A 12,692-nucleotide genomic window follows, 5' to 3' on the forward strand; every position below is an offset into this window, starting at 1 on the left:
ATGAGCTTATTAGGTAAGTTAGGTCCGGATTCAATTCCACACGATCCAATTGTATTGGTGACTGTTGCGATGATGATCCTAGGTGGCCTTGCAGTCGTTGCAGGGATTACCTACTTTAAAAAATGGAACTACTTGTGGACTGAATGGTTCACTTCTGTAGACCATAAAAAAATTGGTATCATGTATATCTTCGTCTCTGTAATCATGTTAGTTCGTGGTTTTGCAGATGCGATCATGATGCGTCTTCAGCAGTTCCTTGCAAAAGGTGGTGGTGAAGGCTATTTACATCCTGAACATTACGATCAGATCTTTACTGCCCATGGCGTAATCATGATCTTCTTCGTAGCGATGGGTCTTGTAGTCGGCTTAATGAACATCTCTGTACCATTACAGATTGGTGCTCGTGACGTTGCCTTCCCATTATTGAACTCTCTAAGTTTCTGGTTATTTGCCGGCGCTGCGGGTCTGATGATGGCTTCTCTTGCACTGGGTGAATTCGCTGCAACTGGTTGGATGGCTTACCCTCCACTATCAGGCATTGAATATTCTCCGGGCGTAGGTGTTGACTACTATATCTGGGCACTTCAAATTTCAGGCTTGGGTACGCTTTTAACCGGTGTTAACTTCTTTGTTACCATCATTAAAATGCGCGCACCTGGCATGACACTGATGGATATGCCGATCTTTACCTGGACATCTTTATGTACAGCAGTATTGATCATTGCAGCTTTCCCTGTGTTAACTGCAACTATTGCAATGTTAACGCTTGACCGTTACTTCGGTTTCCACTTCTTTACAAATGACTTGGGTGGTAGCCCGATGTTGTATGTAAACTTGATTTGGACTTGGGGTCACCCGGAAGTTTACATCTTGGTATTACCTGCATTCGGTATTTACTCAGAAGTTGTAGCAACTTTCTCGCGCAAAGCATTGTTCGGTTACAAATCAATGGTGTATGCAACTGTAGCAATCACAGTATTGTCTTTCGTTGTATGGGTTCACCACTTCTTTACCATGGGTGCTGGTGCCAACGTTAACGCGTTCTTCGGTATCATGACCATGATTATTGCCATCCCTACTGGTGTGAAAATCTTCTCTTGGTTATTCACCATGTACAAGGGTCGCATTACCTTTACAACACCAATGCTTTGGACACTTGGCTTCCTTGTGACTTTTGGTATCGGTGGTTTAACGGGTGTATTAATGGCAGTTCCACCAGCGGACTTCTTGGTACATAACTCGTTATTCTTGATTGCTCACTTCCATAACGTAATTATTGGTGGTGTAGTATTTGCAATGTTCGCAGGTATCATTTTCTACTGGCCAAAAATGTTTGGTTGGAAATTGAATGAAACTTGGGGCAAAGCAGCTTTCTGGTTCTGGTTCTTCGGTTTCTATTTTGCATTCATGCCACTTTATATCCTTGGTTTCATGGGTATGACTCGTCGTCTGAATACATATGACAACCCAGAGTGGGATCCATACATTGCTATTGCACTCTTTGGTGCTGTTCTTGTTGCACTTGGTATTGCATGTTTCTTAATGCAAATCATTGTTGGTTTCTTACAACGCAACAACAATATCGATAACACTGGCGATATCTGGGATGGTCGTACTTTAGAATGGGCTACTTCTTCACCTGCTCCTTTCTATAACTTTGCACATCTTCCTAAGATCAATGGTATTGATACTTTCTGGACTGACAAAGAAAATGGCATCGCATATGCCAAACCAACTCAGTATGAAGACGTTCATATGCCAACCAACCGTGCGGCTGGTTTCGTGATTGCAATGTTAATTACTGTAATGGGCTTTGCTTTAATCTGGCATATCTGGTGGTTAGTAGCTGTTGGATTCATTGGTGCTATCGTTTCGTTTATCGTAAGTTCATTCACTAAGAAAGTGGATTACTATGTGCCTGCTGCTGAAGTAGAACGCATTGAAAACGAACGCTATGCGATTCTTGAAAAACACTTGAAGAAGGACTAAGACAATGGCTGAAGTACTTCATCACGACAACCAAGGACACGATGAGCATCATCACGATGATACTGACATCACCGTCTTTGGTTTCTGGACTTACTTGATGAGTGACTTGATCCTATTCGGGACACTCTTCATCGCGTTCGCTGTATTAAGCAGTCACATTCCTGTTGGTACTCCAAGTGCTAAAGAGCTTTTTGGTGATTCTTTAGGTTTCGTTTTAACTGAAACTTTCGCTCTCTTGATCTCTTCTGTGACCTTCGGTTTTGCCGTACTTGCTTCATACAAGAAAAATGTGGGTCAAGTTTTAACTTGGTTAGCAATTACATGGCTATTTGGTGCTGCCTTCATCGGTATGGAACTTTATGAGTTCAATCACCTTGTACACGCTGGCCATGGCCCAAGCACAAGTGCGTTCTTATCTGCGTTCTTTACCTTAGTTGGTACGCACGGTATTCACGTAACTTCTGGTTTGGTATGGATGCTTGTGTTGATGTATCAAATCAAGAAAAATGGTTTGACACTTCCAAACACTCGTCGTCTTGCTTGCCTAAGCTTGTTCTGGCACTTCCTTGACATCGTTTGGATCTGTGTATTCAGCGTAGTTTACTTGATGGGAGTTCTCTAATGAGTCACGATCACACTTCTGCTGGTGCATCGCACGGTAACTTAAAACAATATACTGTCGGTTTCATCCTTTCAGTTGCTCTCACTATCATTCCTTTTGGAATGGTAATGAGCGGTGGCTTTGGACGTGGTATTTTGGTTACTGTAATTGCTATTACTGCAGTTGCTCAGGTTTTAGTACAGCTCATGTTCTTCTTGCACATGAACTCTTCTTCAGAGCAACGTTGGAACGTGATTGCATTTATTTATACAATATTAACCATCGCTATTCTTTTAGTGGGTTCTGTATGGATCATGAACTACCTTCACTACAACATGATGATCTAAACTGATTGTCATGCTGAAAAAGTATTTATTCCTGACTAAACCAGGAATTCTCTTTGGTAACTTTGTTACCACTTTGGGCGGCTATTTCTTAGCCGCTCAAGGTTCTGTAGATTTCCTTTTATTGCTTATTACCCTCCTTGGTACAACTTTAGTTGTTGCCTCTGGTTGTGTGGTCAATAACGTTATTGACCAAGACATCGACCAAAAAATGCAGCGCACACAAAATCGTGCGATGGTTAAAAAATCCATTTCCGTTCCTGTGGCTTTGGTGTATTCCTTAGTACTGGGCGTGATTGGTTTTAGCATTTTATGGTTCTGGGTAAATGCGTACGCTTTTTTATTTGCAGTGATTGGTTTTGTAGTCTATGTGGTGTTTTATAGCCTTTGGACAAAACGCACAACAATTCACCAAACAGTTATTGGAAGTATTTCTGGTGCAAGCCCACCAGTGATTGGATATACCGCTGTTAGTAATGAATTTGACTTAGCTGCACTGCTTATCTTTATTGGTTATGCACTTTGGCAAATGCCCCATTCATGGGCGATTGCAGTATATCGTTTTGATGACTACAAAAATGCAGGTATTCCGATTCTCCCTGTAGCACGTTCCATTTTACGTACTAAAATTGAATCACTGATTTATGTTGTATTATTTACCATTACAATGAATGCCTTGTTTGTATATGGTTATGTAAACTGGCTGTATCTCGTTATTTTAAACGCGTTATGCATTTATTGGTTTTATATTGGTGTACTTGGCTTTAAAGCTGAAAATGACCAATTATGGGCAAAACGCTTTTTCCTGTTTTCGGTTATTCTGATTACAATCATCAGTATATGTTTTAGTTTTACCTCCCAAGCACCAGCAACACAAATCGTATTTTTTTAAAAAAGATAGAGTTTAACTCTATCTTTTTTTTCACCCTTCAATTTTCATTACTCTAAAAGACCGATTCAATATCCCCTTCCATTTTCATCTATTCCAGCTTCCGCATGTCCAGGCTTGTATGCAAATCAATCATTACAAAAAGATTCCCTTGTAATTCCTCCCTAAAACCACTAAAATTCACGCTTCGCAATTTTTGCGACACAACTTTGGTTGTGACTCCTTGCTTCTGGCTTTTCAAAAGTTAGGGGCTGCACAAACCGTAAGGAGCTGACAATGCGTCACTACGAAATCGTACTTTTGGTACATCCAGACCAAAGCGATCAAGTTGTGGGTATGGTAGAACGTTACCTAACTCACATCAAAGAAGCTGAAGGTCAAATTCACCGTTTAGAAGATTGGGGCCGTCGTCAATTGGCTTACCCAATTAACAAAATTCATAAAGCTCACTACATTTTAATGAATGTTGAATGTGGTCAAACTACGCTTAATGAATTAGAAGAATTGTTCCGTTATAACGATGCAATCCTTCGTAATGTTATTATTCGTCGTGAAAACGCAATCACTGAAGAATCATTGCTTGCTAAAAGTGCTGAAGAAAAACGTGCGCGTAAAGCACAACGTGAAGAAGCACAACAATCTCAAGACTCTGCTGAAGCATAAGGAGAACATTAATGGCACGTTTTTACCGTCGTCGCAAGTTCTGCCGCTTTACAGCTGAGAAAGTTGCGTACATCGACTACAAAGATATCGATACTTTAAAACAGTACATCACTGAAAACGGCAAGATTGTTCCTAGCCGTATTACAGGTACTAAAGCTCGTTACCAACGTCAATTAGCGCTTGCTATTAAACAAGCTCGTTACTTGGCTTTGATCCCTTACACTGACAATCATAAGTGAGGTTGAGCTGTGGATATTATTTTATTACAACGCATTAAAAACCTTGGTAAATTAGGCGATAAAGTTTCAGTTAAAGCTGGTTACGGCCGCAACTACCTTATCCCTCAAGGTCAAGCAGTAGCAGCGACTGAGTCGAATACTGCTGCTTTTGAAGCTCGTCGTGCAGAACTTGAGAAAGCTGAAGCTGATGTTTTAGCTGCTGCTCAAGCACGTGCTGACCAATTGAACGAAGTTAACATCGTAATCACTGCTAAAGCTGGTGACGAAGGTAAACTATTCGGTTCAATCGGTACTCGTGACATCGCTGACGCGTTGACAAATGCTGGTCTAGAAGTTGACCGTGCGGAAGTTCGTCTTCCAAATGGCGCGCTTCGTCACACTGGCGAATTCAACATCGCAATCCAATTGCATCATGATGTTATTGCTGAAGTTCTCGTTACTATCGTATCTGAGTAATTTTTGCAAGAAAAAGAGCATGCTTTTGCATGCTCTTTTTTTATCTCTGAAAATAGTCAAAATAGCTTATCCAGATTTACTCAAAAGTAGTGAATACAATTTATTTTTACTGTTTTTAGCTAAATGAAATTTTCGATTCGCATTTTTTTAAAGAACGCGTATGATCTGTTTAGACGAAGATCATTGAAAATTCATTATTCGTCCCAATTTCTAAATTACTCATTTATCGCATTTAAAATCAGGGTTTTATATGTCACAGGCGAATGCCAATTCTAAAGCTACGCTTAACTCATCTAAAGTAGATAATAAAGGAAATGAGTCAGGTCAATTAAAAGAGTTCCGTACCCCACCGCATAACTTGGCGATCGAGCAAGCTGTACTTGCAGCGCTGATGACCGTTGCTGAATCTTTTGAACAAGTTGGTGATGTACTCAGTGAAAATGATTTTTACGCGACACGTCATAAGTATATTTTTCGCGCCATTGAAAAATTAACCCAAGAAAACTCGCCTTACGATGCCGTTTTGGTCAATGACTGGCTGATCAAACAGAATTTGCTTGATGCTGTCGGTGGTGAAGAATATTTAATGCAATTAATGGCAGACTCACCTTCCAGTTTTTACAACCTGGAAACCTATGCCAATAAAATTAAAGAATTTTCTACTTTACGCAGCATGATTAAAGTCAGCTCTGAAATTTTACAGAATGCTTATGACACCAAAGGTCGTAGTGTCAGTGAAATTTTAGACTTGGCTGAAACCAATATTTTCTCCATTGCTGAACAACATAATAACAATGCCAAAGCTCAAGGTCCAAAACCCATTAATGCCGTGGTTGCAGACGTATTTGACAAGTTAAATGAACTTTCTCAAATGGAAGGCAGCATTACCGGTTTAACCTCTGGGTTTATGGAACTGGATAATAAAACTTCGGGTATGCAATCGGGTGACTTGATTATTGTCGCTGCACGTCCATCTATGGGTAAAACCACTTTTGCCATGAACCTGGTGGAAAGTGTGCTGTTTAACTGTGACTTGCCTGCCCTGGTATTCTCCATGGAGATGCCAGCAGATTCGATTGCCATGCGTTTAATCTCGGCTTACGGTAAAGTTCACCAAGGTCATTTACGTTCAGGCAAACTGGATGGTGATGAATGGTCCAAAGTCACCGGTACGATTTTACAACTTCAAGAAAAAAACCTGTACATTGATGATTCATCCGCCCTTCCACCCACAGAATTACGCGCCCGCGCACGTCGTATTGCGAAAATGCATGGTGGTAAAATTGGCTGTATCATGGTCGATTACCTACAGTTAATGAAAGTACCTGGTATGGGCGACAACCGTGTCGGTGAGATCTCGGAAATTTCACGAAGCTTAAAAGCTTTGGCCAAAGAAATGATGTGTCCGGTGATTGCACTTTCACAGCTTAACCGTTCACTGGAAAACCGACCAAACAAACGCCCTGTGATGTCTGACCTTCGTGAATCCGGTGCGATCGAGCAGGATGCCGATTTGATTATGTTTATTTACCGTGATGAGGTTTATAACAAAGAATCGAAAGAAGCCGGTACTGCCGAAATTATTATTGGTAAACAGCGTAACGGTCCGATCGGTACAGTTCGTCTGGCTTTTGAAGGTCAATACACGCGATTTAGTAACCTTTCACCAGAGTTTTATGCTCAATATAATGATGAAGAATAAGTAATAAAAAAACGAGGTGATGACCTCGTTTTTTTTAACTGACTATTTTCTCACAGTCTGCTCTTTAATCATTTAAATTGAAACATGATTTCAGCGCAGCATCTTTTTATACTGCTCATTCAACTTAAATATTAGAAAAGATCAAATAACAATATTCCGCCTACCCTGATATTTTAATAATAGAATCAAACAATGCTATCTAAAATTTTATTGAAATATACTTTAAATTAGTGTTTATTTTCAGTCATAGGAATACAATATGGCACTCTATTCTGCTTAAGTTGCTCACTCCCTTTTGAGTGAGATGACAAGCATATCTTCAAGATTCTGATCGTAGCTTATAAGTAATTTTATTCAAATTGCTGTAATGTTTCATGTAACCCCAAGGAGTAACTAGGGTGCGCCAAGCAACAGTTTATATTGACAGAGAAGCCCTGCAATATAATTTAAACCGTGTTAAACAACTTGCACCAACTGCTCAAATTGTAAGTATGGTTAAAGCCAACGCTTACGGACATGGAGTCAAAGACTGTTTAACAGCCTTAAGTGGAACGGATGCCTTTGGTGTCGCCTGCCTTGAAGAAGCACTTGAAATTCGTGAACTCGGCTATCAACAACCGATTACTCTCATCGAAGGTATTTTTTCTGAAGATGAAATGCAGGTTGTGGTTGAAAATAACATTGAATGCGTTGTACATCACCAACAACAACTCGATTGGTTGCGAACATACAAAAATGCCTATATTGGCAAAAACTTAAAAGTTTGGGTCAAACTCAATAGCGGTATGAACCGTCTGGGTTTTAAAGTACCAGAAATTATTGCGGTGATTAACTCACTTAAAGCAGAAGGTTTTACTTGTGTTTTAGCCATGCACTTTGCCAATGCTGATGCAGAAAATCATCCTTTAAATGAACAACAAAAAAATCAATTCCTTCAAGTCAAACAAGCTTGTGCACCAGTGATGGCTTCTTGCTGTAATTCGGCAGCCATTTATAAATGGCCTGAATTGAATTTTGATTTTGTTCGTCCAGGAATCATGCTTTATGGTGCATCACCATTTGCGGATAAATCAGTGCACGATTTAGACCTTAAACCAGTGATGACTTTTACTGCTGAAATTATTGCTTTAAACCATATTCAAGCCGGTGAATCTGTGGGTTATGGCTCAACTTTTAGCGCTGAAAAAGAAATGGATTTAGCCATTGTTTCGATTGGTTATGGTGATGGTTACCCACGTGCTTTCCCCAAACAAAACTATGTTGCAATTAATGGTCAACAAACACGGGTAATTGGTCGTGTTGCTATGGACATGATTGCCATTGATGTCACAGGCTTAGATGCAAAAATTGGTACAGAAGTTGAACTTTGGGGCAAAAACCGCTTAGTCGATGATGTTGCAGAAGCCAATGGTACAATTGGTTATGAACTCTTGTGCCGCCTAAGTGCTCGCCCAAGAAGAAAGTAGATATTTAAATTTTAAAAAAACCCAAGTTTAATTTGGGTTTTTTTTAACTCAATCATTAAGCCACACTAGGCTGCACATCATATAAAAAGTTCAAGAAAGCATCTAGGCTTTCTTCATTTAACTGATTTGGGGCAAAACTGTTATAGCCCAAAGATTTAAAATAGTTTTGTATCTTACTATTTCGCCCCACGTATTTCATTGACCAATTATAAAAGTTAGTTTCCTTCAAGGCACATGTTTTAAGCAAAACGATTTCGTGATGTCTAGGATCTTCTCTCAGTTTATTTAAAAGCGTCAGGATATGTTTTTCCTCGCCTTCCAGACATTGAAAAAAATAACCATCGGCATAATACAAAACTCCATGAATTTGATGCTTTGTATTAAAATCTCTCGCCTCAGTTAAAATATCCCGAAGATCTTTTAAAATGGTTTCATCATTTGAGGTTTTTTTACTGGCATAACACAGCTGAAATATCATGACCCAATGCCTTCTTATTGTTTTTAAATAAAAAATAAATATTAATAAAAGATAAAAATATCCAATGGAATTTATCCATTGGATAAAATATAGCAGATGTATTTTTAGCTGTGAATAACAGGCGATTAATCTAGATAATCATCTGTTGGAATAGGCAATTTTTGTAAGCCACGGCGTAAAGTATCTGACCATTGTTTACTCAATTGTCTAAAATAAGGATCTTCTTCATAGATCCGCTTGCCATTCGGAATATGTAACGAATTTTTTTCATAAACGATCGTATCTAATGGCATTCCAACTGAAACATTGGAACGCAAAGTAGAATCAAACGAGATCAAACAACAACGTACCGCCTCATCTAAAGGCATTTCATAAATTAATGCCCGATCGAGTATCGGTTTGCCGTATTTGCTTTCCCCAATTTGAAAATAAGGCGTATCTTCCGTTGCACAAATAAAATTACCTTGCGGATAAATATTATAAAGTTCCATTTCTGAACCTTTAATTTGCCCACCCAGTAAAAGACTACAATAATAATTATTTTGTTCGTGATTGTGAGTATCTTGGGTAACATCAGCAATGACTTTTCTTAATGTCTGCCCCACCAACTCTGCCATTTCGAACATGGTATTGACACTATACAAGTTGGGTTCTTGGCCAAGTTCCAAGTGATTGTTCAAATGACCAATGACTGCTTGTGTTGTGGCTAAATTTCCAGATGTTTGTATCGTGATAAATCGTTCACCCTCCACACCAAAGGTATAGAGTTTACGAAATACCGAAATATGGTCCACACCCGCATTAGTGCGCGTATCACTAACAAAGACCAAACCATCTTTTAAACGTAGCGCGCAACAATAAGTCATGAGAACTCCTTATGACTTTTAAATTTTCAGCAAGCGAGTACTTGAACAATAGAATTCATAGACTCAATACCACCACGCTCTCTTATGCCTCTTACTGGTGCAACATCCCAATAATCTCGACCGATTGCCACATATATATGCGAATTAGGCACAAACAACTGATTGCTGGTATCAAAACAATACCACGAATTTTCAAAAAATACTTCTGCCCAAGCATGACTTGCAAGGTGAGATGTATTGGGTACAAATAAATAACCTGATACATAGCGTGCAGGTAAACCTAAGTGCTTACACATCGCAATAAACACATGGCTATGATCTTGACACACACCCTGTCGACATTGGAAGGCATCAATAGCAGAGGTTTGTACAGAGGTTCGATCAGGCACATAAGGAATATAATTGAGTATTGCTTCAGACAAAACCATTAGGTTGGCTCGATTCAACTGAGGAACATAACATTCTGCAAAACTTTTCATTTCTGCATTACACATTGTGCTTGGCGTAGGCTGTAGAAACAATTTGGGATTGACGGCAATATCAATTCCAAATTGGCTATTCGGATTCATTTCCACAATGCCTTGCGCCATAATGGTCATTTGTTGATAAGGCTGGCGCTGCGAACTGGTGATCCAGACATTATTAAAAGCATCAGATTGAACTTGTTTCTCACCAGGTACACTCACATTCCAAGAATGTACTTGCTGATGTACATTCGAGGTTGGAGTCATCTTGATATATTGAATGCTGTTACGCGCTTGATCAGTATATCGGTAATGGGTTTGGTGATTAATCATCAGCTTCATACATCCACCTCAAATAGATTTTGAATATGGTCACTAAACTGATAAAAATTCATGCTGTCTGGTTTTAACTTAAGTTGCTGCCATGCACTATCCAGTCGATCCCAACCCATCTGGTTCAATAAATCGACTGTTTTATCAATATTTTCCAGTGTCATGGTTCGATCTTGTTTTAGACGAAGCTGTCGATCTAGCTGTTCTATATTTTGTCCCAAAGTAAAAAATAGAAAGATAAATTCAGATTCGGCTTCCAATATCTCCTGACACTCTCCGGCAACATCACAAATATAAGAGACATTTTCAGTGGCATTTTTGATCAGCTGATTGAGTTCCGCATAAGCTTTTGCGGAAAATACCCCACGTAAATCCTGTACATTATCTTTGGCATGTTGAAATTGCTGGCCAAAAGATGAAGGTTGTTCTGTATCAAGCAATAATGTATTTAACGAGCTTGCATCAAAAGCCGGCAAGCAAAATGCATGCGCATATTCCAATGCGTCCTGGTTATTATGAAATGGAAATTGACTACACAAATACTGAATACGCGTTAAGTACCGACCTAACCAAAAAATATGTTGAGCATTACTATTTAATAAAATCATGATTTCTTTCCCATGGTTAGATGTTTAAGAATGAAGATTATCGACAACCCATGTGTCTTTAACTCCACCACCTTGTGAAGAATTCACTACTAAAGATCCCGCCTGCATTGCCACTCGTGTTAAACCACCGGGAACGATTTCTGTCCGGTAGGGTGAACTTAAGACAAAGGGACGTAAATCGATATGACGCTCTGCAACTCCAAAATCGTTTAAGGTTGGACAAACTGATAAATCCAAAGTCGGCTGCGCAATATACAGATTCGGTGTCGCAATAATTTTGTCTCTAAATGATTCAATTTGACTTTTCGAGGCTTGTGGACCAATCAACATGCCATAACCACCCGAACCTTGGGCTTCTTTCACCACCAATTGCTCTAAGTTGGATAGGACATAATCCAGATCTTGAGCTTCGCGGCATTGGTAAGTCGGTACATTTTTTAAGATGGCTTGCTCACCCAAATAGAAATGAATCATTTTATCAACATAAGGATAGATCGATTTATCATCCGCCACACCAGTACCGGGTGCATTTGCAATCACAACATTGTGACGTAGATAGGCTGACATTAATCCAGCCACCCCTAAAGTACTATCAGGCATAAAACATAATGGATCGAGATATGCATCGTCCACTCGACGATAAATTACATCAACCTGCTGTCTTCCACAGATGGTTTTGACATAAACCTTATCGTTTTCTACAAAAAGATCACGTGATGTCACTAAAGGCACATCCATTTCCCTTGCCAGGAAAGAATGCTCATAATAGGCGCTGTTATAACGTCCAGGCGTTAACACAACAATAAAAGGCTTATCGACATAGGCATTTTCAGCCAAAACTTCTTTAAGTAATTGCGGATATTGTTCAATGCCCAGAATATTGTTTTGCTGACATAAATCCGGCATTAATTTTTGACTGATTTTGCGGCTTTCCAGCATATAAGACACACCAGATGGCGTTCTTAAATTATCTTCCAGTACATAAAATTCGCCATGTCGGTCGCGAATAATATCAATCCCGCTAATCTGACTATAAATTTTACCCTTTAAATCGTGTGCATACATATGCGGTTGATAAGCTTCATGCGTCAGCACTTGCAGTTCAGGCACAATATTGGCTTTTAAAATATCTTGTTGATGGTAAATATCATGCAAAAATAAATTCAGCGCACGTACCCGTTGCGAACAACCGAGTGCGACTTTATTCCATTGCTTTTTCTCAATCACCCGCGGAATTAAATCATAAGGAATGGTTCGTTCAATCCCTTCCGATTCCCCATAGACAGTAAAAGTAATGCCTTCATACAAAAAGTGATCTTTCGCTGCTTGGTTTAACAACTTTAATTCATCAATAGTATGCTGTGATAACCAATGTTCTATTTTGCTACAGGTCTCCCCTGACATGGTTTGATCATCCACCATTTCATTAAAAAAATGTGATTTGAGCTGCTGAAATAAACCGCTTATTTTCGAATGATTCTTATATCCTCCTGTTGATGGATTAACATTAGTTCCCGCCGGATGAGAAAACCCTTCAGCCGTAGACGTTAAATCTGTTCGATCCTTTTCTTTAAGCATACAACCCTCTTAATTG

At 39.3% G+C, this 12,692-nt stretch carries 14 protein-coding genes; 9 read left to right on the plus strand and 5 right to left on the minus strand.

Going from position 1 to position 12,692, the window contains the following annotated elements:
• The 9 genes from cyoB to alr all read left to right on the plus strand — a co-directional run bounded on the left by cyoB (position 1) and on the right by alr (position 8,349).
• Positions 1-1,989: a cytochrome o ubiquinol oxidase subunit I gene (gene cyoB / locus HLH14_RS08385; protein WP_067726173.1), complete on the plus strand. Its 1,989-nt coding sequence runs from the start codon at positions 1-3 to the stop codon at positions 1,987-1,989.
• A 4-nt stretch (positions 1,990-1,993) separates the two neighbouring features.
• Complete coding sequence (gene cyoC / locus HLH14_RS08390; RefSeq protein WP_067726171.1) at positions 1,994-2,611, plus strand: cytochrome o ubiquinol oxidase subunit III; 618 nt, start codon at positions 1,994-1,996, stop codon at positions 2,609-2,611.
• Complete coding sequence (cyoD, locus tag HLH14_RS08395) at positions 2,611-2,937, plus strand: cytochrome o ubiquinol oxidase subunit IV (RefSeq protein WP_067726169.1); 327 nt, start codon at positions 2,611-2,613, stop codon at positions 2,935-2,937. The genes cyoC and cyoD overlap by 1 nt, the downstream gene beginning before the upstream one ends.
• A gap of 10 nt (positions 2,938-2,947) precedes the next feature.
• A complete protein-coding gene (gene cyoE, locus HLH14_RS08400; protein ID WP_067726167.1) occupies positions 2,948-3,826 on the plus strand; it encodes a heme o synthase in 879 nt (292 codons plus the stop codon).
• 273 nt (positions 3,827-4,099) lie between these two features.
• Positions 4,100-4,486, plus strand: coding sequence for a 30S ribosomal protein S6 (gene rpsF / locus HLH14_RS08405; protein WP_053578020.1), 387 nt, complete (start codon positions 4,100-4,102; stop codon positions 4,484-4,486).
• Between the two features lie 11 nt (positions 4,487-4,497).
• Positions 4,498-4,725, plus strand: coding sequence for a 30S ribosomal protein S18 (gene rpsR / locus HLH14_RS08410; protein ID WP_004676982.1), 228 nt, complete (start codon positions 4,498-4,500; stop codon positions 4,723-4,725).
• A 9-nt stretch (positions 4,726-4,734) separates the two neighbouring features.
• A complete protein-coding gene (rplI, locus tag HLH14_RS08415; protein ID WP_067726165.1) occupies positions 4,735-5,181 on the plus strand; it encodes a 50S ribosomal protein L9 in 447 nt (148 codons plus the stop codon).
• Between the two features lie 250 nt (positions 5,182-5,431).
• Positions 5,432-6,883, plus strand: coding sequence for a replicative DNA helicase (gene dnaB / locus HLH14_RS08420; protein ID WP_067726163.1), 1,452 nt, complete (start codon positions 5,432-5,434; stop codon positions 6,881-6,883).
• Positions 6,884-7,281: 398 nt separating this feature from the next.
• Complete coding sequence (gene alr / locus HLH14_RS08425) at positions 7,282-8,349, plus strand: alanine racemase (RefSeq protein ID WP_067726161.1); 1,068 nt, start codon at positions 7,282-7,284, stop codon at positions 8,347-8,349.
• A gap of 55 nt (positions 8,350-8,404) precedes the next feature.
• Here the strand turns inward: alr and HLH14_RS08430 are convergent, their stop codons facing one another.
• From HLH14_RS08430 to HLH14_RS08450, 5 genes are all read right to left on the minus strand, one after another.
• Positions 8,405-8,827: a BLUF domain-containing protein gene (locus tag HLH14_RS08430; protein ID WP_067726159.1), complete on the minus strand. Its 423-nt coding sequence runs from the start codon at positions 8,825-8,827 to the stop codon at positions 8,405-8,407.
• 125 nt (positions 8,828-8,952) lie between these two features.
• The gene (locus HLH14_RS08435; protein ID WP_067726157.1) at positions 8,953-9,693 is read right to left on the minus strand and encodes a proteasome-type protease; all 741 of its coding nucleotides are present in this window, start codon (positions 9,691-9,693) and stop codon (positions 8,953-8,955) included.
• Positions 9,694-9,719: 26 nt separating this feature from the next.
• Positions 9,720-10,499, minus strand: coding sequence for a transglutaminase family protein (locus tag HLH14_RS08440; RefSeq protein WP_171532898.1), 780 nt, complete (start codon positions 10,497-10,499; stop codon positions 9,720-9,722).
• Positions 10,496-11,098 (minus strand): alpha-E domain-containing protein, encoded by a 603-nt coding sequence (locus HLH14_RS08445; RefSeq protein ID WP_067726153.1) that lies wholly within the window; start codon positions 11,096-11,098, stop codon positions 10,496-10,498. The genes HLH14_RS08440 and HLH14_RS08445 overlap by 4 nt, the downstream gene beginning before the upstream one ends.
• A gap of 24 nt (positions 11,099-11,122) precedes the next feature.
• Positions 11,123-12,676: a circularly permuted type 2 ATP-grasp protein gene (locus HLH14_RS08450; RefSeq protein WP_171532899.1), complete on the minus strand. Its 1,554-nt coding sequence runs from the start codon at positions 12,674-12,676 to the stop codon at positions 11,123-11,125.
• Positions 12,677-12,692 lie beyond the last annotated feature (16 nt).

Origin of the sequence: Acinetobacter terrae (assembly GCF_013004375.1) — a bacterium.
Classification (GTDB): Bacteria; Pseudomonadota; Gammaproteobacteria; order Pseudomonadales; family Moraxellaceae; genus Acinetobacter; species Acinetobacter terrae.